At 36.3% G+C, this 23,408-nt stretch carries 16 protein-coding genes; 4 read left to right on the forward strand and 12 right to left on the reverse strand.

Going from position 1 to position 23,408, the window contains the following annotated elements:
- Positions 1 to 27 precede the first annotated feature (27 nt).
- The 5 genes from ruvA to ACI6PB_RS09835 form a co-directional block, all read right to left on the reverse strand.
- Positions 28 to 621 (reverse strand): Holliday junction branch migration protein RuvA, encoded by a 594-nt coding sequence (gene ruvA, locus ACI6PB_RS09815; protein WP_025084633.1) that lies wholly within the window; start codon positions 619 to 621, stop codon positions 28 to 30.
- A 3-nt stretch (positions 622 to 624) separates the two neighbouring features.
- Complete coding sequence (gene mutL, locus ACI6PB_RS09820; protein ID WP_404327369.1) at positions 625 to 2,589, reverse strand: DNA mismatch repair endonuclease MutL; 1,965 nt, start codon at positions 2,587 to 2,589, stop codon at positions 625 to 627.
- A gap of 15 nt (positions 2,590 to 2,604) precedes the next feature.
- Positions 2,605 to 5,262, reverse strand: coding sequence for a DNA mismatch repair protein MutS (gene mutS, locus ACI6PB_RS09825; protein ID WP_404327370.1), 2,658 nt, complete (start codon positions 5,260 to 5,262; stop codon positions 2,605 to 2,607).
- Between the two features lie 13 nt (positions 5,263 to 5,275).
- Positions 5,276 to 6,079, reverse strand: coding sequence for a TIGR00282 family metallophosphoesterase (locus ACI6PB_RS09830; protein ID WP_025084632.1), 804 nt, complete (start codon positions 6,077 to 6,079; stop codon positions 5,276 to 5,278).
- A 261-nt stretch (positions 6,080 to 6,340) separates the two neighbouring features.
- On the reverse strand, positions 6,341 to 7,375 hold the full coding sequence (locus ACI6PB_RS09835) for an IS30 family transposase (RefSeq protein ID WP_059075255.1): 1,035 nt from the start codon (positions 7,373 to 7,375) through the stop codon (positions 6,341 to 6,343).
- Between the two features lie 218 nt (positions 7,376 to 7,593).
- Here ACI6PB_RS09835 and ACI6PB_RS09840 point away from each other — a divergent pair, with 218 nt between their 5' ends.
- Entirely contained in the window at positions 7,594 to 10,200 is a 2,607-nt protein-coding gene (locus ACI6PB_RS09840) for an isopeptide-forming domain-containing fimbrial protein (RefSeq protein WP_025084628.1), read from the forward strand.
- Between the two features lie 262 nt (positions 10,201 to 10,462).
- Positions 10,463 to 11,593 carry a GGDEF domain-containing protein gene (locus tag ACI6PB_RS09845; protein ID WP_056955751.1) on the forward strand — a complete coding sequence of 377 codons (1,131 nt, stop codon included), beginning with the start codon at positions 10,463 to 10,465 and terminating at the stop codon, positions 11,591 to 11,593.
- A gap of 323 nt (positions 11,594 to 11,916) precedes the next feature.
- Here ACI6PB_RS09845 and ACI6PB_RS09850 read toward each other — a convergent pair whose 3' ends face one another.
- The 4 genes from ACI6PB_RS09850 to groES form a co-directional block, all read right to left on the reverse strand.
- Entirely contained in the window at positions 11,917 to 12,477 is a 561-nt protein-coding gene (locus ACI6PB_RS09850) for a hypothetical protein (RefSeq protein WP_025085094.1), read from the reverse strand.
- 118 nt (positions 12,478 to 12,595) lie between these two features.
- Positions 12,596 to 14,992 (reverse strand): phosphoenolpyruvate synthase, encoded by a 2,397-nt coding sequence (gene ppsA / locus ACI6PB_RS09855; protein WP_404327371.1) that lies wholly within the window; start codon positions 14,990 to 14,992, stop codon positions 12,596 to 12,598.
- A gap of 368 nt (positions 14,993 to 15,360) precedes the next feature.
- Positions 15,361 to 16,995, reverse strand: a complete 1,635-nt coding sequence (groL, locus tag ACI6PB_RS09860; protein WP_404278130.1) for a chaperonin GroEL — start codon at positions 16,993 to 16,995, stop codon at positions 15,361 to 15,363.
- A 55-nt stretch (positions 16,996 to 17,050) separates the two neighbouring features.
- A complete protein-coding gene (gene groES / locus ACI6PB_RS09865) occupies positions 17,051 to 17,335 on the reverse strand; it encodes a co-chaperone GroES (protein WP_025085097.1) in 285 nt (94 codons plus the stop codon).
- A 146-nt stretch (positions 17,336 to 17,481) separates the two neighbouring features.
- On the opposite strand from groES, the gene ACI6PB_RS09870 reads away from it, so the two are divergent.
- Positions 17,482 to 18,108, forward strand: a complete 627-nt coding sequence (locus tag ACI6PB_RS09870) for a lysostaphin resistance A-like protein (protein WP_404278132.1) — start codon at positions 17,482 to 17,484, stop codon at positions 18,106 to 18,108.
- A gap of 86 nt (positions 18,109 to 18,194) precedes the next feature.
- On the opposite strand, the gene ACI6PB_RS09875 is transcribed toward ACI6PB_RS09870, so the two are convergent.
- From ACI6PB_RS09875 to ACI6PB_RS09885, 3 genes are all read right to left on the reverse strand, one after another.
- Entirely contained in the window at positions 18,195 to 19,475 is a 1,281-nt protein-coding gene (locus tag ACI6PB_RS09875) for a cation:dicarboxylate symporter family transporter (protein ID WP_404278134.1), read from the reverse strand.
- A 234-nt stretch (positions 19,476 to 19,709) separates the two neighbouring features.
- Positions 19,710 to 20,678, reverse strand: a complete 969-nt coding sequence (gene manA, locus ACI6PB_RS09880; protein ID WP_404327372.1) for a mannose-6-phosphate isomerase, class I — start codon at positions 20,676 to 20,678, stop codon at positions 19,710 to 19,712.
- 19 nt (positions 20,679 to 20,697) lie between these two features.
- Positions 20,698 to 21,348 carry a redox-sensing transcriptional repressor Rex gene (locus tag ACI6PB_RS09885; protein ID WP_025085101.1) on the reverse strand — a complete coding sequence of 217 codons (651 nt, stop codon included), beginning with the start codon at positions 21,346 to 21,348 and terminating at the stop codon, positions 20,698 to 20,700.
- A gap of 136 nt (positions 21,349 to 21,484) precedes the next feature.
- Between ACI6PB_RS09885 and ACI6PB_RS09890 the strand changes: the two genes are divergently transcribed.
- Complete coding sequence (locus ACI6PB_RS09890; protein ID WP_404327373.1) at positions 21,485 to 23,395, forward strand: ABC-F family ATP-binding cassette domain-containing protein; 1,911 nt, start codon at positions 21,485 to 21,487, stop codon at positions 23,393 to 23,395.
- Positions 23,396 to 23,408 lie beyond the last annotated feature (13 nt).

Raw genomic sequence — 23,408 nt, forward strand, 5'->3', positions numbered from 1 at the left:
TTTTAACACTCCCTTCATTTCAAAAATTTATTTGCTTAATAATTTAAGACCAGCGCGCAAGTATTCATCAGCACTCTTCAGGTGTTCCTTTTCAAGGGTCGACTTAACTTTACTAATTTCTTTAGATGAATAGCCTAGTGATTCCAAGGCTGCCAAGCCATCTTCCAACTCTTGACTTAAACCACTGCTGAATTCAACTGGAGCCTCGCCAAGTGTCATCTGACCTTCAGCTGTAAATTTACCAGATAGATCCAAAATAATTTGTTGAGCCGTTTTCTTACCAATTTTAGGAAACTTAGTTAAGAATTTTACATCATCATTTTCAATCGCATGAATCAAACCTTGTAGATCTTGTCCAGCCAAAATAGCTAAGGCACTCTTAGGCCCAATTCCGGAAACACTAATTAGATGTAGAAAAATATTCTTCTCATTCAAATCATAAAATCCATATAAAGACTGTTCATTATCACGAACAATTTGCTCGACATAAACTCTAGCCTCTTGATTTTCTTCATAACGATAAGGATTAGCCACTTGGACTTTATATCCTACACCTTTAACATCCACAACAATATACGAAGGGGTAATTGCCGTAATCAAACCATTTAAATATTCAAACATAATTTATTCACTCTCTCTAGTATCATGTGGATCTTGAATTCTTTTGAACATTTTTTCCAAATCCTTATTACTGAATTCAACCAAAACTGGACGTCCATGAGGACAGTTATAGGGATTTTCAGCCTTAGTCAAATTATGGAGCAATTGTACTGCTTCACGATCGTCAATATGATGATTGGCCTTAATAGCCCGTTTACAGCTCATCATGATGGCATTTTTTTCACGGAAACTGGCAACACTGATTTTAGAATCATTTAGCACATAGTCAACCATTTCTTTAATAGTCGATTCCTCTTGTCCCGGGACAAACCATGTAGGATGGGTATTGACGACAAAACTATTTTGCCCGAAATCGTCCAAATAAAGACCAATACTTTCCAAAATCGGTTTCTTCTCTCTAATCAAAATACTTTCTGAATTAGGATAATCCAAAACGATTGGAACTAATAACTTCTGTTGGTCATTGGAAACTTTTCCAATTTCTTTACGATAATATTCATAGTTAACCCGCTCCTGTGCCGCATGTTGATCAATCAGGTAAAAGCCGTCTTCACTCTCGGCAACCAAATAAGTTCCATGTATCTGACCAATATAACGTAGATCAGGGAAACCACTCTTCTCTTCTTGGTTGATAGATTCCGGCTTTGTCGAATCATTTTTTTGAGACTGACTGTTTAAAACTTTTACTTTAGATTCAGTCTCTTTTTGTAACCGTTGATCCCAAGATTTTAAATGATCAGGGTCTTTAAAAATTGGCATCCCCGTCATAGGCGTTTCAAACGTTTCGCTTGTTTCCATGGGTTGAGATTGTTCACTTGGCATTGAGCTTGCAGGTTCAACAGTCTTCGTAGGTGTACTTAATGGTTCACTGATCTTATCGATCGTGGCAATATCATTGAAACTAATCTGTTCCGGTTTGTAAGTATCAACTGTCTTAATAGGTTCTTTTCTGCCTAAATTCTTAACAGCATCAGGAATCAAATTTTGATCTGACAAACGTTGCTTAATTCCATCACTAATCAAATCACCGATATGCCCTTCATTTGAAAGTCTGACCTCTTGTTTGGTTGGATGTACGTTGATATCAACTAAACTTGGATCCATTTTGATATCAATCACCGCAACTGGGAATCTAGCTACCATCAACTTGGAACCATAGCCACGAATCACTGCATTAGTTAATTGGAAGTTGCGGATATAACGTCCATTTAAAATCAATGAAATGTACGAACGATTAGAACGTGTCGTATCCGGCTTAGAAAAGAAACCATGTATTTCATAGTCTGGATCAGAATTTTCAAACTCTAGCATATGGCTAGCAATTGTTCGACCATAGATACCAGCTATTGTCTGTTGAAGATTATCATTGCCGGATGTCCAAACTAAATCTTTTCCTTCGTTAATTAATCTAAAGGAAATATCCGGATGTCCCATTGCTAAACGGTCAACAATATCAACAATTTTGTTCAACTCTGTATGCAGTGACTTCACATATTTCAAACGAGCCGGTGTATTGAAGAACATATCTTCAACTGTGATAGTTGTTCCTTTAGAACGGGCAAAAGTTTCTTTCTTAACCAATTCATTACCTGAATATTTGGCACGAACAGCTGACTTGCCATCGGTACTTGTTAAAACCATTAACTTAGAAATAGAAGCAATACTAGCTAAGGCTTCACCACGAAATCCTAGTGTCCTGATATTGAATAAATCACGATCATTAGCAATTTTACTAGTGGTATGAGGTAAAAAAGCTACTTCAACATCATCCGAAGAAATACCTTTTCCATTGTCATTAACTTCTATTAATTTCAATCCAGCTTGCTGAATCGTAATTAGCACTTGAGTTGCTTGTGCATCGATGGAATTTTCCACCAGCTCTTTCACGACTGATGCGGGGCGTTCAATAACTTCCCCAGCCGCAATCTGGTTACTCAATTCAACTGGTAGTTCATGAATTATACCCACGTTTTCCACCTTCTTTTATTTAAGTTTCTTCTGCCATTTATAGAGTAAATTGATGGCATCGATTGGTGTGACACTCATTAAATCTTGATTGTTTAGTTCCTTAAGAACTTGATTCTCTTTAGATGATAACTTCTTAGTTGGTTTAGAAACTTCTGGGAATAGTGACATTTGTGTGTCCTCTTCCACTTCTGGTTCAGATTTTGGCTCTGATTTTGTTTCAGGAACAACTTCTGGTTCTGGCTGAGCCTTTACGACTGGTTGAACATCTTCATGAATACTGTCAGATGTCGTCGTATGAACCGAAGTTTCTTCCAAACTACTCAATATTTTACCGGCACGAACTAAAACATCATCTGGTAATCCGGCCAATTTAGCAACGTGGATACCATATGACTTGTCAGCTGGGCCAGGTAATACTTTGTGGAGAAAGACTAAGTCGCCATTTTCTTCTGAAGCATCAACGTGCACATTCTTCAAACCAGGCAACTGACTTTCTAGTTCAGTCAATTCATGATAGTGAGTTGAAAATAAAGTCATCGCCTTAACATGCTTATCGATGTATTCAATAATTGCTTGAGCCAAAGCCATCCCATCATAAGTAGCTGTTCCACGACCGATTTCATCAAAAATGATCAAACTATTTGGAGTAGCGTTCTTCAAAGCATCATTAGCCTCACGCATCTCAACCATGAAAGTTGAATCACCAGAAATAAGGTCATCAGCGGCCCCAATTCTAGTAAAAATATGATCAAAAATTGGCATCTGTGCAGAATCAGCGGGTACAAAGCAACCAATTTGAGCCATGATAACTGTTAAAGCCATCTGACGCATATAGGTACTTTTACCTGACATGTTAGGCCCAGTGATCAAAAGAATATCTGTCTGATCATCAAAATCAACATTATTAGGAATATAACTATTATTACTTAAAACTTTTTCCACAACCGGATGACGACCATTAGTGATTTTTAACTCATGTTTTTCAATAAACTCTGGTGCAACATAATGATACTCTTCACTGACAACCGCAAAACTCTGCAAAACATCTAAACGCGACAAGATGTTAGCTAGTGATTGGATTCGTCTAATCTGATCTTTAATCTTCTTTCTGATTTGATCAAATAAGTGATATTCCAAACTCTTAGATTTCTCTTCGGCTTCAAGAATTAAACTTTCTTTGTCCTTTAGTTCAGGCGTAATGTATCTTTCAGCGTTAACTAGAGTCTGTTTTCTTTGATAGCGGTCTTCAGGAATTTTATCGATATTAGCACGACTGACTTCAATGTAATAACCAAAAACTTTGTTATAGCCAATTTTCAGATTATTGATGCCAGTCAATTCTTGTTCCTTAGCCTTCAAAGTAGCTAACCACTGCTTACCATTCTTCGAGGCGTCTAGATACTTATCAAGTTGATCATTGTAACCTTCTTTAATCAGACCACCGCCAGTAATGGATATTGGAGCTTCCTCCACAATAGCCTTGTCGATCAGTTCACGAATATCAGCCACTTCATCAATTTTTTCCACATAGGCTGTCAATTCATCATCGCCAATGTCCAAAAGAATCGATTTTATCTCAGGTACTTGTTCGAGCGAGGTCTTCAATTGAATCAAATCACGTCCATTAACGGTTCCGTAAGCTACTCGACCGGCTAGTCGTTCCAAATCGTAAACTTTTGTCAAATAGTCTTGGAAGGATGATCTTTGAAAATAGTTATCCATGAAGACTTGAACGAAGTGCTGACGTTCTTTCAATTTCTCAACACTGATCAAAGGACGAGCTAACCATTGTTTTAACAGACGGCTACCCATAGCGGTTTTGGTTTCATCCAATAGCCACAAAAGCGTTCCGGATTTCTTATTAGTCCGAATATTTTTAAACAATTCTAGATTACTTTGAGCTGAATGATCCATCAATAAGTATGAAGAGGTTTCATACGATTGAGCAGCTTTTAAATGATCCAATGAACGCATCTGTGTCTTGATCAAATAACTTATCAACAGCTTAACGGTGGATACTTCTAGATTTGAACTAATTTGTGAAAAATCGAAACTGTAATTATCATCCAGTTCATCCAATTTAGAAATCAGGATACCGTATTTACGTAATTGATCGAGATATTTTTGTGGGAAACTGCCAGAAACGACAGTCTCTTTAGTGTCCAAATTTTGTAATTCATTTGTTAAGTCTAATTGACTAGTAACCGATGTAACTTTTACTTCACCGGTGGATAAATCTGCATAAGCTAAACCAAAAACATCTTTATTAGCTGTGATTGCTGTGATGTAATTGTTCTCTTTGGCTTGATCTGATTTATCCATGATAGTACCGGGTGTAACTACTCGTGTAACACCACGTTTAACCATCTTACCTTCTGCGTCAGCGGGATTCTCCAATTGATCACAGACAGCAACTTTGTAGCCTTTATCCACAAGTGTATCGATGTAACCTTCGATTGCATGATGAGGAACTCCACACATTGGGATGCCTTCATCGGCTTTTTTATTACGGGATGTCAGAGTTAGTTCCAAGATCTGTGAACCTTTAACGGCATCGTCGTAGAACATTTCATAAAAATCACCAACACGATATAACAAAAAAGCATCTGGATATTGTTTCTTATACTCCAGATATTGCTCCATCATTGGTGTTTCTTTAGTTTTTTGAGGCATGAATTCCCCTCCATTAATTCAAGAAAGATTGATTGTTTGGTGTAATGACATAGTTCTTGATACTACGTGCATTATTTGTTTGATCATTAATTTCAATAACTGCAAAGCCAATTTGCATGCGACCATCTTCATCAACATCGAATTTATTAGGTCTTTGTGTTAGAAAACGATTGATGATTGGTTCCTTTTTATCGCCAAGAATACCGTCATACGAACCGGTCATTCCAACATCAGTTAAGTAAGCTGTTTGCTTGTTGATAACCCGTGCATCATTTGTTTGAACGTGAGTGTGCGTACCACAGACAGCTGAGACACGACCAGTTACATAATTACCGAAAGCAATTTTTTCACTAGTTGTTTCAGCATGGAAGTCGACAAACTTGATAGCATCTTTATCTAAAGTTTTGAGCAACTTATCAGCTTCAAGGAATGGATTATCGATTGGTTGCATCAAAGCAGTTCCCATCATATTGATAACATAGACTTTTTTAGTATTTACATTAATTTCTAGATAACCACGTCCAGGAACATGATTGCCGGGAAAATTATATGGACGGAGAATATTTTTCTTCGGATCATCGATGAAGTCAAGGATTTCACGCTTATCCCAAGTATGATTTCCTCCCGTTACGACATCAGCACCGGCACGAGTGATTTTTTGATAATCAGGCTCTTTAGTACCCTTGCCACCAGCAGCATTCTCACCATTAACGATTGTTAATTGTGGTTTAACCTTCTTCTTGATCTCAGGTAGATATGTTTCTATAGCTTTAATGCCGACAGAACCTACGACATCGCCAACGAAAAGTATTTTCATTATATTTTTATCCCCAATCTTTACCTATGATATTGTATCAATTTTAGAGGAAATTAAAAAGACCAGACGAACGTCTGGTCGTATATTTTAATCCTCAAAAAAGTCTTCGTCAATTTCAAAGTAAGTAATAACATCCTATTTAACAAATATCCACTTTTTCTTTTAGATTATAAGTCCGAAAATTTCAATAACAAGTTAGCCACTTGGACAAAATAAATTGAATCCAAGTGATATCAGTATTTGAAGTTTATAAATATGTCTTTAAGCGCCACAGGAACTAGCAAAGAGTTCTTGTGGCGTTTTATAGTTCAATAACTTTCTAGGCATATTGTTGAGCTTAAATTCTATGTCTCTTATTACTTTTGGGCTGACTGTATCCAGTGACAGCCCTTTGGGCAAGTCACGACGTATCATTCGATTATGTACTTCATTTGTTCCACGTTCACAAGATGTATATGGGTGTGTGAAGTAAACATCCGCAACGCCAGCCATATCAGATGATAGATTAGAGAACTCAGGGCCATTGTCTGCAGTGATTGAATTGATAAGATCACCATAGTTCTTTATGATCTCTTTCATAGCATAATCTACAGAGTCGGCATCTCTACCGTCAATAAGTCTCATTATTTCAAAGCGTGTCTTACGCTCTATGAGCGTTAAGACGACACTCTCATGGCCATTTCTTTTGCCCACAATCGTGTCTATCTCAAAGTCCCCAAAGGATTCTCTGCTATCAACACTTTTAGGGCGTTTCTCAATACTACGACCAAGTAGACGCTTATGCTTTTTTGAAGTATGTTGCTTAGTCGGTCTAGTTGACTTTTCTACCAGATCAATATTCCGGATTTCAAGTCGTTGTTCATCAATATATTTGTAAAGTGTAGTAGTACAAACCATTTCATCTACTAAGAATAATTCTTCGTTCTTAGCTCGTCCAACGGCCGTATCAGGTGACCATCCATTATCTATGAACTGGCTTACAAAGAAGCCTAAAAAGGCTGTGACTTGGTCGAATTTAGAAGGACGATGGCAAAGCTTACGGTTCTTTACATACTTTTGATGTGCAGTGTCAGGAAAGTAGCAATTCAAGTGTTGAACTTTACCATTAACTTTCTTGATCTGCTCAACAGTACCTCTGTTAATTTCATTATTAATAGTCTGAGGTGAAACGCCGATAGCTTTAGCTATCTGGCGATTCGAGTAGCCAATTGAATGAAAGGAAGCAATCTTTCCACGTTCAATTTCAGTTAAATGATGTCCTTTAGGACGATTTATGATATTCTGTTCTAGCACCAAGACGAAAAACCTCTTTCATTGTTTGTGTGAGAACTCCAATGATACCTGATTTTTACGTCTTGGTGTTTTTATTTTGTCATTTTTCTAAAGTGGCTAACTTGTTATTGAAATTTTCGAATAATAATTAATAATTGAATCAGATTGTTTTTTATTAAATCATATAATGATAATGATAGAAAATACAATCACTTATTATTGTATCTTAGGGGAGGATATGAATGAGTAAGGAATATAGATACATTCGTAGAATCATAGGCATATTTTTCATTGCCTTATTTTGTTTTATCACCTTTAATAACAGCACCACTTTAAACGTTAAAGCCTTTTCTGAAAGTGATGTAATTACTAATACCAATAAAATTGATGATGGTATTAGTACGTGGCATCAGATATCAGGAACCAATCCCAGTAACAGCGGCTACGTTGGTTCTATTCAGATTAGTAACGGTGTTTATTTGAAATATACTTTTGGATCGGCTCGTGATAAATATGGTAATGTGACAAGCGGCGGTGATAATACTGTAGCCACTGACGTTACCAAACTGAATAGCGGTGTTTACGGTGCGGGATATAATTACTATTCTAAAATCAATGTTTTTATTGATAATCATGGTAAATACAATAGTATCGTTCATCAAGGACAAGATTCCTATATCAACGGTAGTCCTCAGAAAACTTCTGATTCATCATTCGATTACGCCCTTGTTTCTGGTTCATCAGGTAAATATTATGCTGATCATTCAGTAATGGGAAAAATGAGCCCCAAAGTTTTTATGTATGGTTATGACAGTAACAATCGTCTAGTCTTAAAAATTGCCGGATATCTGGCTAGTGGACCTGGTGCCCGTGCTTATGCTGAAGTAGTTTTACGTCCCTCAGCAACTGGAGCACCTATTGTTCAACGTGAACTCTACGTCTACACTCCTTCTGGACAAGTACAATTCCAACCATATTTTGGTGAAGATACTGCGATGAATGACGATAGTACCATATATGACGCTTCTACTAATACTAGTGTTGATGCCGTTGGTGATGACGTTCCACTTTATGCTATCGGTGGCGGTCAAGGTCTTTATATTAATAGTGCTAAGAATACTAGTAACAGTAAATCTAAATTATTTGTCACAAATAATGTTCCCGGTGGATTCAAGAATTACATGGGTATTGCTTTTTCCAGCCAATACTCACAAGATATTAAAGGTAAACCTGTCAGCAGTAATGCCGGTAACGTATTAACACCTAACCTTAAACCTGGTGGCAGTGATCCTGGTGATACTGACAAAGCTGCCGGAGAACCACTTCTATTTGCCAATACACAAAATGGTGGATTGCAAGCTATTGTTGATGCCAATGGTCGTCAAAATTCAGCATATGTATTGAGATGGGATAGTGTCACATTGCCTGCTGGCAGTACAGGTCACTACGCTTCAACAATAGGTGCAACCGTATCCCCTTACGCTGTACCTATCGTAACTAAGACTTACACAAATAGTAATCAGAATTCCGATGGAACAAATAATGTTGGCGACACACTTCATTTCAAATTAAAGGTTGTTAATAACGGTTTGAATTCCCACTGGAATTACAGCAAATTAGTTGATACATTGCCTAAGGGATTGCAACTAGATCAAGACTCTGTTAAATATGTTTCTACTAAATCAGTTTCATACGGTTCTGGTTCTAATCAATATGACAAAGATGTTGTTGATGGAAGTGGTAATATTTCTGCTTCTTCAACGACAAATAATACAATCAACTTTACGCCCAATAAAGTTCTAGAAGATAAAGCTACTTATACTGTTACCTTTGATGCTACAGTTACGTTTGCTGCTGGGGAGAGTTCTAGTTTGACTAACTCAGCCTCTTTCTATGGTAATAATCAAAACGCTAGTGGAGTCGCACTCGATACTACTGCTACTTATAATGACAGCGTAAAAATACCTATAGCAAGTCCTCATCTTGATATCTCATTCGACAAGACATTACGTAATGACACTACTAATCCAACTGGTAGTTTTTCAAATTCAGCTGATGGTAAAAAGGGTGACACTATTGAATATAAAGCTACAATCAAACCTACCGGAACTGATACCGTAAAAAGTGCCATCTTCAATGATAAACTCCCTGCAGGACTAGAATTGAAAGCAAATAGCGTCACAGTGAATGGTGTCGCCCAAAGTGGTGATATCGATGGTATCAATTTAGGCTCCATTGCAAATAACGGTACAGTAACCATTGGCTTTAAAGCTACAGTTACGGCTGTTACTAAACAAACCGCGACTAACATTGCTGTTTTGAATAGTATTAAAACAGCTAATGGTAAAACATATAATAATTTTCAATCTACCAGTGCTATCCTAAATATTGCTGAAACAGCGCCAACAATGAGTTTCGAACAAGTTCCAACTTCTATTGATTTCGGCGTCATCAATAGCTCTGGCTCTGAAAGAATATTGCCTAACGTCAAAACCGATGGTCATTTGGTAGTTGATCATACCAGTGACACTCCCTTCCAAATCACTGTAGGTTATGACAATGATAATGACGATGCCATTAAAAATACTGGCGATAATTCAAAACTAATTCAAGATAACGACAATGCTATTTACTTTAATCAAAATAATAATACTAATAAGGAAAATTGGTTGCCTCTTTCGGCCAGTGGTATTCCCATCAAAGATGAAGGCTTCTCTGGATCGCATACAAACTACGATTTAACTAATTACATCGGCTTAAAGCAATGGCGTTTGCGTGTTCCAGGTACAGCTACATCTGGTCAATATTCAGGTAAAATAACTTGGTCAATGCAAGATACCTTACAATAGACTCACGATTATTACAGCTACAAAAATATCCAGCAGCTTATCAAAAAGTTGCTGGATATTTATTTTTCCATAACATAATTTTTAATACAATATTGCCCATTTTTATGCAATTTGTCTATTATGAGACAAAAATCATAATCATTCCATTATAAATATATTATTACTTATGTATAATATTCATGTATCAAAAATCAAAAAATATATTTTAATTTTATTATGTAAGGTCATCTAAACATATTTCCTAAAGGGGGTTAATAAAAAATTGTTAACAAAGTATGTTTTACAGGAGATGCCTTTACTCACTAGTCTCTTCTTTATCTTTGGTGTTTTTATTATTTACGAAATATTATTTGATGGAGTCAGATCAGTTTTATCTTTAAAAGAAATCAATATTGAATCGGGTTTTCTCAAAGCCCAACTAGGAATCATGTATTTATCTATTCTTTTATTCGGCCTGCAAACTCTCGTCGTCAATCGACAAACTACTTGGATTTTCATTAATTTTCAAATTATCGCTTTAATTTTCTGTGCTGTCTTTCTGGATGCACCAATTAATTATCCCATCTTCATTCCTATTGTCTTAGCATTTATGATTTTCAATTCGGCCATCTTTTATTGGGAATCATGGTGCTTTGCCTTAACGCTATTTCTTTTTTATTATTCACTAAAATACATTAAGAAAAAGCGAACTAATTCCTTTCCATTCATTTACTATATGCTGGATGGACTGTTCTTCGGTACTATTCTTTGGGGTCTAGCCAGAATCAAATTCTCTCTTAACGGAGCTATCATTTTTCAACAAGTATCTTACCTAATTGTTTTCGAAATTTTTGTTTACAGCTATATCGGCTTCTTTATCCGTGATATCCGCGTTAAACAGACACTTTATGAGTTTGCTCACTTAGATGCCCTGACACACGTTAAAAATTTTGCTGCCTTCGACAATGACATTCATTCTTTTTTCAATCAACATCAGAGTAATGACATTAATGTTGCCATGATTATGTTCGACATTGACCATTTCAAAAATATTAATGACCACTATGGACATTTAGTTGGTGATAAAGTTTTACAACAAGTCGCCGACATTACACAAACAGTTCTCAATGCCAACGATGAAAATATCAATTTTTATCGTACTGGTGGTGAAGAATTCAATATTCTCTTACCTAATTACAAATTATCAGAAATAGATTCCATTACTCAAGAAGTTTTCACAGCCATCAATAATTCTCAATTTAATTTCAACAATCAAACCGTTGACGTTTCAGTCTCTGTGGGTAGTTCTGAAATAAGAGAAAATGATCTTAATTCGGATGAATTTTTTAACCGAGTTGACGATGCGCTCTACCACTCAAAAAGAAATGGGCGTATGCGAATTACTAAGAGTTAAACAATCTATTTTTGTATTATTTATCAATCATAAAAAGAGGTGTTCATGTTAACCAAAATTAATCGGTTAATATGAACACCTCTTTAATTTCAAAATTAAAGCCCTAAATAGTTAAAACACTATTTAGTCTGGAGTAAGAATTTGGAATGCGTTCAGTTATGAAATCATTGTTAACGGCTTTGCCGTTTACAATGAGGCCGGACTTGAAGATCCATAATTTCACACAAAGCGTGGAATTATTAGCTTCAAGCCGTGCCCATAACGTTCCAATGCATTCCAAATTCCTGCGGAAGGCGGAATTTCAAGCACACTTATACTACTTACTATGATTGCTTAACCATTTCAGCACCAATGCCAGCTTTATCACAAATAATGGCAATGACATACTCGATTGTCTCCGTATCATCCCAATCAGCTGACAAATCCAAATTAACTTCACGACCATCTTTTAACTTTATTTCCAAATAATATGGTGTTGGCAAATTGAACATAATTTTTTTAGGTGCATAGAATGATCCACCCAAAATATTAGCAGGTGCATTCATTTCTCGACCCACGATCACTCGCAAAGACTTAACATCAACAAATTTAAAACTCATTTTATCTTCGCTAAAAGGCATCAATACTGATTGAAATTTGACACCGAAGTTTTGATAATCGTAACATCTAATACCATCATCGGTAACTTCCCAATAGCCATAAAAATCTGATAAAGTTTTGGCAAAAATAAGCGCAGTTATAACAAGAAAAGTTACTCCTAAAATTACCGCCAATAATATTTGATGCGTAAATACTGTTATCACTAAACCAACTAATATACCAACTACCCAACTCACGATCATTGGCACGTAGTTAATCTTGCGACCAAATTCAATACTATCCATTCTAATTCTCTCTTCTTCTCTATACTCTAATAAACAATTCTATACTTTTCACATTCACAAAGACAATAAAAAATAAGACCACATATTGTATGCAGTCTTATCAACATAATTCAATTAATTATTTCCAATCATAATCTGTCGGATCATTTAGTCCCCTCCCAGTGGCTTTATCCAACATAATTCTTTGTTCAAAGCGAGCTACATTACGTTTCGTTTCCTTAACCATATCTGGATTGACTGAAACATAATCAATGCCGCATTTAATTAAGAAGTTAGTGAAGTCTGGATACTCTGATGGTGCTTGACCACAAATACCAACAGTCTTGCCATCTTTATGAGCTACTTTGATCAAGTGGTTGATAGCACGTTTAACAGCTAGATTACGCTCATCGAACAAACTAGCAACTGTATCATTATTACGATCACAGCCAAGAATCAACATTGCTAAATCGTTTGATCCGATTGAGTAACCATCAACATACTTGTTAAACTGATCGGCTAAAATAATATTTGTTGGGATTTCAGCCATCATATATACATGGAAGTCGACACTACGTACAAGGCCTTCACCACGCATAATATCAGTAACCTTTTGAGCTTCATCAACAGTTCTAACGAATGGGATCATAACATTCAAGTTCTTTAAACCAAATTCGTTACGTACTTTCTTAACAGCAGCCAATTCGAGTTTAAAGGCTTCGATATATTTAGGGTCATAGTAACGTGAAGCACCACGCCAACCTAGTAAATCAGCTGGTTCATGTGGTTCATATTTGTCGCCACCCTTTAAGTTACGATACTCACTAGACTTGAAGTCTGAGAAACGTAATACCATTGGACGAGGAGCCATAGCACGAGCAACTTTAGCAATTCCATCAGCTAACATATCAACAACTTTTTCTGGATGTCCTTGTTCAATCAAATATAGTGGATGTTCATGAATAAAGGTTGTCCACAAGAACTCTTCACGCATCAAGCCAATTCCGTCAGCTGGTAATGTTGAATATTTATCGGCTAAATCAGGATCACCAAGATTCATCATTACTCCAGTTGCTGTAGGTGCAAACGTTTCAGCTGCAACTACTCGACCGCCAGCTTGAGTTGGTTCTGGTTTCTTAAGCAAGCTCTCAACTTTACCCATGTAGACAATACCATTTGTAGCATCAACTGTAACAACATCGCCCGTCTTCAAAGCATCAGTTGCAGCAACGTTCATACTCTTGGTACCAACGATACATGGAATTTGCATTTCACGGGAAACGATAGCAGCATGACAAGTCATCCCACCATTATTAGTTACAATAGCAGCGGCCTTCTTCATAGCGGGAACCCAATCAGGCGATGTCATCAAAGTAACAAGGATTTCGCCTTCTTTGAATTGGTCAATATCTTTAGGATCATCAATAACATGTACAACACCACTAGCTAAACCGGGACTAGCTGGCAATCCACGAACTGCAACTTTAGCATCTGCTTCTGCAACCACGTTATCATCTCCACCGTTAGCTTTATTCTTCTTACGTTGTGACCAAACAGTCTCTGGACGAGCTTGAACGATCCACAATTTATTAGTATTGCTATCAAGAGCATATTCCATATCCATATAACAGCCATAGTGACGCTCAATCTCTTTAGCATATCCGGCTAATTCAATAACTTGGCTGTCAGTCAAGACTGGTTGACCTTGTAATTCTTCAGGTACTTCTTGTTCTTTAGTACCACCAGTTGAATCTCTAATTAATTCAATTGGTTGTTTAATAATATTCTTTTCAACAATCTTCATTGATTGCTTGTCTACAACAAAATGATCAGGCGTTACTTTTCCTAAAACAATATATTCACCTAAACCATAGATAGCATCAATCACAATCTTAGACTCATCACCATTAGCGACGTTAACCGAGAACATGATTCCTGATGCTTTAGAGAAAACCATCATCTGAATAGCAGCTGACAAAGCAACTTTTTCATGTGGAAAATGTTGCTTGTGTCTGTAGTACGTTGCACGATCAGTAAAGAGTGATGAATAACATTGTTGTACACGGTTAACGACATCATCGGCTCCTCTAATATTTAGATAAGACTCTTGTTGGCCAGCAAATGAGGCATTAGGCAAATCTTCAGCTGTAGCAGACGATCTAATCGCTACGAATGGATCAGTCTGTCCCATCTTGTCAGAGAGATCGGCATATGCTTTCTTAATATCATCAGCCAAATCAATTGGCATCGTTGCTCCAACGATCAAATTTCGAATTTCTTCACATGTCTTATGAAGTTCATCGGAATTCTCGTAGTCACTTATACTTTCCAACAATGCATTAACCTTATCGTTCAATCCAGTTTGATGCATGAAGTATTGATATGCGCGTGCGGTCGTTGCAAAACCATATGGTACCGGTACGTCCATTGAGGAAGTCATTTCTCCCAAAGAAGAAGACTTTCCACCAACTAAATTAACATCCTTGCGATGCAATTCATCAAACCATAAAACATTCGCAGTATCTCGACTACTCATGATAATATTGCCTCCTTATATTTCCGATTTAATTCTATTCTATGCATAATTGAAATTGCTTTTTATAAGTAATTTCATTACGACCACATTATAGTTCATTTACTCACAAATAGTAAACATGTTTAAACCATTTTTGGCTTAAAATATTAACCTAATTCCATTGACTTCTTGATAAATAAAACGGTATATTCATTGATATATACGGATTGTATAGTAAAATTAGTCAATTTTTATTAATCAATAATAATCATAATTTATATCATTTTTAAAAGTTCATTTCATCACAATATTGTCATATAAGTGCAAAAAAAAGAAGCATATCAGTTAAGATATGCTTCTTAAATTATCTTCATATATGAATCAAAAGATTACATCATGCCGCCCATACCACCGGCTGCAGGATTAGCTGCAGGTGCAGCATTGTTATCCTTTGGTTCTGGCTTGTCAGCAACAACAGCTTCTGTTGTTAACAATAGAGATGCAACACTGGCTGCATTTTGCAATGCTGAACGTGTTACCTTAGTTGGGTCGATGATTCCGGCGTCAACCATATTTTCCCATTTGTTAGTTGCAGCATTGAAGCCAACTTCATTCTCTTGGTTCTTAATGTGTTCAACGATAACTGAACCCTCGAAACCAGCATTTTCAGCGATTTGACGTAGTGGCTCTTCAAGAGCACGTGCAACGATATTGATACCTGTTTGTACGTCTCCTTCTTCTTTAAGAGCAGTAACTTTACCAAGTACGTTCATCAAAGCAGTACCACCACCAGCAACGTAGCCTTCTTCAACAGCAGCACGTGTGGCATTTAAAGCATCTTCAATTCTGTACTTGCGTTCTTTCAATTCTGTTTCAGTAGCAGCACCAACTTTAACAACGGCAACACCACCAGCTAATTTAGCTAGACGTTCTTGTAGTTTTTCCTTGTCAAAGTCAGATGTTGATTCACTGATTTGTTTCTTGATTGTTTCAACACGTTCGTTGATAGCGTCCTTGTTACCTGAACCTTCAACAATTGTTGTGTTGTCCTTTGTAACAGTAACCTTACCAGCTTGACCTAATTGATCCATAGTTGTGTCTTTTAGTTCAAGACCAAGGTCAGAAGTAATAACTGTACCACCAGTTAATGTAGCGATATCTTCAAGTTGTGCTTTACGACGGTCACCAAAACCAGGAGCCTTAACAGCAACAACGTTGAATGTACCACGGATCTTGTTCAATACAAGTGTTGGTAGAGCTTCACCGTCAATATCATCGGCAATGATCAATAGTGCCTTACCTTGTTGAACAATCTTTTGTAGTAATGGCAAGATATCTTGAATATTTGAAATCTTCTTGTCAGTGATCAAGATGTAAGGATTGTCGAGGTCAGCTTCCATCTTGTCGTTATCTGTAACCATGTATTGTGAAATGTATCCACGATCAAATTGCATACCTTCAACAACATCAAGTGTTGTATCAATACCCTTTGATTCTTCAATTGTGATAACACCATCGTTACCAACTTTTTCCATGGCATCAGCGATTAACTTACCAGTTTCTTCACTAGCTGATGAAACTGAAGCTACTTGAGCAATATCATTCTTACCTGAAACCTTATGTGAAATCTTGTGAAGTTCATCAACAGCAGCATTTGTAGCCTTTTCGATACCTGTTCTGATACCAACAGGGTTAGCACCAGCTGTAACGTTCTTCATACCTTCTTTAACGATTGCTTGTGTCAAAACAGTAGCTGTAGTAGTACCATCACCAGCAATGTCATTTGTCTTTGAAGCAACTTCGGAAACAAGCTTTGCACCCATGTTTTCAAAGTGGTCTTCTAGTTCAATACTTTTAGCAATAGTAACACCATCATTTGTAATCTCAGGTGAACCGTAACTCTTTTCAAGAACAACATTTCTACCTTTAGGTCCGATTGTTGTCTTAACTGTATCAGCTAGCTTATTAACACCGTCCATCATCTTTGAACGTGCATCTTCTGAAAATTTAATTTCTTTTGCCATTAATTTTCACACTCCATAATTAAATTCTTTTAGTTAAATTTTTTTAAGTTTAAAATTAATCAATAACCGCCATGATATCTTTTTCATGAAGGATTAAATATTCATTGTCTTCATACTTAACTGTTGAGCCTGAGTATTTATCAAAAAGAACTTTATCACCCTTTTTAACGTTCATAGGTAATTTCTTTCCATCTTCAGTAACTAAGCCTTCACCAACGGCAACAACATCGGCTGTTTGTGGCTTCTCCTTAGCGTTGTTTGCTAAAACAATGCCACCAACTGTCTTTTCTTCTTCTTTATCGACTGTTACAATGACTCTATCTCCAAGTGGTTTTAACAATTTAAATCCCTCCGATTATTATTTTTCTTAGTGTTTATTTTTATATCTTTAGCACTCGAACATCTCTTGTGCTAATCACAAGTTTTATATTAACATTATATTGAAAACATGCAAGTATTTACCTTTAAAAAATGTAAGGAGTAATCATGAATTTTCCCAAAAATCAATTCTTCACCCTGTTAACATATATCCTTTTGTTACTGCTGGGTAGTGTTCTAAACATGTTGTCAATCACTGGTTCAATCTATTTCGTTATTATCACATTAGGTGCCCTAATTGCCACTGGTCTTATGATGTATCTGGTAAAACTAAATGGCCCAAATGATTTCGAAGAAAAAACCGATTTGAATCATAATTTACAATGGATCATTTTAGGAACTATCGGTGCGATTGCCCTCCAATACGGAGTTGGCTTTATTGACCAATTAATTTTCCATACTAGTACCCATTCACAAAACACTATGCAATTGTTATTGATGGTCAAAGCTTATCCATACTACTTCTTGTACGTATTGATCTGTGCGCCTATCATGGAAGAAATCGTCTTTAGACGCATCTTCTTCGCTAATATGATCAAGCCAACTAACATCTATATTGCTGCTATCATTTCAGCATTGTTATTTGCCTTCATGCATCAAGATACCAGATTCATCGTTTATGTAGCCATGGGGCTTTGGTTCTCATTTGTTTATTACAAATCAAAAAACATTTATGCCAGTGCTGGTAGCCACATTCTGATGAATGCCATTGTTTTAACTTTAAGTATGCGTTAATTAAAATTATGAATATACTGAAAAAACAGCCCATCGATTGATAGGCTGTTTCTTTGTGTTTAAATCATTTTTTACTACGCGGATTATTATTCCCCACGCTTGTAGGATGCAACGTACTTTTCCCGTTTATCCTCATCAAATTCTTTTTCACTCTTAGCGATAATAATTGTTGCTAGAGAGTTACCGACGACGTTAACGGCGGTACGTCCCATATCTACGAGACGGTCGATACCGGCAATGAAGGTCAAACCTTGCATTGGCACACCAATGGTTGATACCGTGGCTAAGAGTACAACAAACGATGCTCCAGGTACCCCGGCCATCCCCTTAGATGTTAACATCAATACGACCACAAGGGTAATTTGTTGTCCTAAACTTAAGTGAATATTATAGGCTTGTGCTAAAAATAGTGCAGCTAATGATTGATAGATAGCTGAGCCATCCAAATTAAAAGTATATCCAGTTGGAATAACGAAACTGACAATACCTTTAGAGGCACCATACTTTTGCATCTTTTCCATCATTTTAGGAAGAGCTGCTTCTGAACTGGCAGTTGTAAAAGCTAAAGTTACTTCATTTTCAATAATTCTGAATAATTCATAGAAACGAACATGGAACAAATGTCCAACTCCAGCCATAACGACAAAGACGAAAAATGCCATGGTTGCATAAGCAATCAGAATGAACAATGCCAATGGTTTCAAAGAGTTAAAGCCCATTTCACCAACAGTAACACCGATCAAAGCACAAACACCAATAGGAGCTAAACGCATAACCCAGTTAGTAACTTTGAACATAACGTTGGCAACAGCATTTAAAGTATCAGTAATAATCTGACCTTGTTTGCCAATAGAAGCTGTTCCCAATCCGAATAGGACTGAGAAGAAGATGATTGGTAACATATCACCCTTACCTAATGATTCAAAAATATTAGTTGGGATAATGCTCATCAAGATTGACCAAATACCCGAATGTTTGGCAGTTTTGGCAGTAGCTGTGTATTGACTAATATCCGAACCTTTTAGACTATGTACATCGATAAAGGTACCGGGATGTGTAACATTAGCGACAATAATACCAATAATAATCGCTAATGTTGTCATTATTTCAAAATAAATTAAAGTCTTTAATCCAATTCGGCCTAACTTCTTAATATCACCCATATTGGCGATACCAACTGTTAAACAAGAGATAACAATCGGTAACACAATCATCTGAATCATTGAGATAAACATTGTACCAATGTTCTGCATTACCTGAATAGCAGCTTTATTTTGATAAAAGACCTGACCAAGGATAATACCTAAAATCAAACCAATAATAATTTGCCAGCCTAAACTGACTCGAAAAAATCGTCGTTTTTGCACTTTAAAGTCCCCTTTGAAATCAACATAGTTTTAATTATAGAAGACTTTTTGTAAAAAATGAAATTGATAACGGTTTCAAATTAGAATATTTTTCATTTAATTCATTTTCACGAACAATAATTAGTGTCAATCGTAAAATAGTTCTATTTTTGCTTAATTCAGCCAATAAAAAAAACAGAACATACGGTTTTTTCAAATCGATATTCTGCATTTTTTACGTTATTTAATATTTATCTAATCTTCGCCTGATTCTGAAGCAATAATATCCAAATCGCCAGAAAGTGTCCATGAATCAACAGTTGCTGGAACAATTAAATGAATACCCTTGCTCAAATCATAGTCTTTTCCATCAACAGTAATCTTACCTTGACCATTAATTACAGAAATCAAAGTATACTTACCGATTTGATGATGTAATTTGACTGGTTCTTTAATTTCCCAGTGATAAACTGAGAAGAATGGTGATACAGGTGGTTGAACAAATGTTGTAAACTTGTTCTTACCCTCTTCTTTTGATTCAATGTTTAATTGTGGGTCTTTATGAGGAACTGTAATCGTATCCTCTGACTGCTTGATGTGAAGGTCACGCTTCTTACCTGTAGACTTCTCAACACGGTCGTAGTCATACAAACGATATGTTGTATCACTACTTTGTTGTGTCTCTAGAGCCATAATACCCTTGTTCAAGGCGTGAACAGTACCACTTGGTACGTAGTAGAAGTCACCAGTTTTAACTGGAACTTTTCTCAATAGATGATCCCAGTCACCTGATTCAATCATCTTATCAAGTTCAGCTTTATTTTTAGCATTGTGACCATAGATCAAGTATGAACCTGGTTCCGCATCAATAATGTACCAGCATTCTGTCTTACCTAATTCATGCTCATGCTCTGCTGCATATTCGTTATCAGGGTGAACTTGAACAGATAGGCTAGCTTCAGCATCCAAAATCTTTGTTAAAAGTGGGAAAACTTTTCCCTTAGGATTACCAAATAGTTCACCGTGATTTTTCCAAAGATCATCAACATATTGACCAGCAAATTCGCCATTTTCAACTTGTGATCTACCATGTGGATGACCTGAAATAGCCCAGCATTCACCAATAGTGCCATCTGGAATATTGTAACCAAATTTAGTTTCTAGCTTTCTTCCACCCCAAATTTTTTCGTGGAATACAGGCTTTAAGAACAATGGTTCACTCATAATACTTTCCCCCAAAAAATTATTCTTGCTCTTCCTTCATTGACTTATCACGATCTAAGAAGAAAATCAAAGTCTGCAATTCATTAGCCAAATCAACATAATGAACGCGGATACTACTTGGAACGTTGATAATTACCGGTGTAAAGTTTAGAATTCCTCTAACTCCAGCATCAGACAATAAATCAGCTGTTGTTTGAGCTGCGTTTGAAGAAACTGTCAAGATACAGACATCAATTTGTTGCAAATGAAGCTGTTCCTTCAATTCAGATATATCATAAACAGGAACGCCACTCTTAACTGTACCGACAATTTCCTTATTAATATCAAAAGCTGCCGCAATTCGAACATTATTAGTCCGAGAAAAGTTATAATTTAGTAAGGCGTTACCTAAATTACCTACACCGACTAAAGCTACGTTAGTACGCTTGTCTTGATTTAAGAGTTTTTTAAAGAAAGCTACTAAATCGTTTACATCGTAGCCATAACCGCGTTTTCCAAGTGCTCCTAGATATGAGAAGTCACGTCTTATTGTAGCACTATCTATCTTGACCCCTTCTGATAATTCTCCAGAAGAGATCTTTTTTGTACCTTCATCTTTTAAAAATTGAAAATACCGATAATAAATTGGTAAACGCTTTATTGTTGCGTTTGGAACTGTTGTTTTTGTCATAATTTACCACCATATGTGTGTCATTTCACTAACATTTATAGTAAATAAAAATCAACAAAAACGCAACACGTTAAACCTATAAAGACATAATTTATTAAATAATGCTAAAATTGTGAATACATAAAGGAGTTTGAAATTGATTTTATTACAAGCACAAAACATTACAAAAAATTTTGGTACTAAGAAGCTGTTCTCTAATGTCAGCTTCGAAGTACAGGATAATAGCAGGATTGGTCTAGTCGGCCGAAATGGTGTCGGCAAATCAACTATGCTCAAAATTATTTCCGATCAGGAAAGTTATAATAGTGGAAATATTGCTCTAAAAAAGGATACAAATATCGGTTACCTTGCTCAGGATTCCGGTTTAAATAGTGAAAATAAAATTTTTGACGAGATGGAACATGTTTTTGACTATCTAAAAGAACAAGAAAAAAAGATGCATGTCTTAGAAGAAAAACTTGCTGACCCCAATATTCAAGACTACGACAACATCTTGAAACAATACGATCAATTACAAAATACATTCCGTCAAGAAAATGGTTACGGTTATCAATCAGAAATCCGTAGTGTTCTCAAAGGATTTGGATTTGATGAAGATGTTTGGCAAGCTCAAATATCAACCCTTTCTGGTGGTGAGCGTTCACGTTTAGCTATGGCTAAAATGCTATTGGAACATCATGATATTTTACTTTTGGATGAACCAACAAACCATTTGGACATCAATACAGTGGAATGGCTTGAAGGTTATCTCAAAAATTATCGTGGGGCGCTAGTCATCGTATCCCATGATCAATACTTTTTAGACAAAGCTGTTACTGAAATTGTTGAGATCAACCATCACTCTTCAACACACTACTCTGGTAACTATACTTTCTACTTGCAAGAAAAGAAAAAGAATCAAGAAGTAGCTTGGAAACATTATGAAGAACAACAGGCTGAAATCAAAAAGACCGAAGAATACATTCAAAAGAATATTGTCCGTGCTTCTACCACTAAGATGGCCCAAAGTCGTCGTAAAAAGCTTGAACACATGGATGTCTTAGATCGTCCTGATAGTGACCAAGGTTCCGTTCACTTTAAATTTCAAATTGATAAAGAAAGTGGAAACGACGTATTGCTAGTCAAAGATGCCGCTATCGGTTATGAGAATCACATCATGTCCGAACCAATCAATCTAGATGTCAAGAAAGGAGAACGTGTCGGTATCATTGGACCTAACGGTATCGGTAAATCAACTTTTCTAAAATCTATCTTGGGACAAATTCCAATGATCAAGGGAACAACTCAGTTTGGTGCTAATGTTGAAGTTGGTTACTATGACCAGAATTTGAAAAATCTTGATCCTAAAAAAGATGTTCTCCATGAAATCTGGGATATCTACCCTCGCTTAGACGAGCAAGTAATTCGTAATATGTTGGGAGCCTTTCTCTTCAGTGGTGACGATGTACTCAAACCTGTTGCCGGTCTATCTGGTGGTGAAAAGGCTCGATTAACTCTGACGAAACTAGCTATGGAACACGATAATTTCTTAATCATGGACGAACCTACTAACCACTTGGATATTGACAGCAAGGAAGTTCTTGAAGATGCCTTGAAGAATTTTGAAGGAACTGTTCTTTTCGTTTCCCATGATCGTTACCTTTTGAATACTTTAGCTGATCGTATCGTTGATATTGGTGAACACGGTAGCAAGATTTATCTTGGTGACTACGATTATTACGTGGAAAAAACAACTGATCATCCAACTGAAGAAACACAAACAACTGCTAATGTCAGTGAAAAGAAAGTTCAGTATCAACAGTCCAAGGAACAACAAAAACAAGAACGTAAATTACGTCGTCAAGTTGAAGACTTAGAGAAACAGATTGCTGAACTGGAAGATAAAAATACCGCTATTCAAAAAGAAATGACTAAAGATGAAAATCTGACTTCTTATAGCAAGTTAGCCGATCTTCAAAAGGAACTCGACGAAAATAAACAACAACAGGACAAAGTTGAAGAAGAATGGACTGAAAAATCTATTGAACTAGAAGACTTTACCGACTAGAAAGTAAAACAAA

Origin of the sequence: Companilactobacillus paralimentarius, assembly GCF_963227125.1 — a bacterium.
GTDB lineage: Bacteria > Bacillota > Bacilli > Lactobacillales > Lactobacillaceae > Companilactobacillus > Companilactobacillus paralimentarius.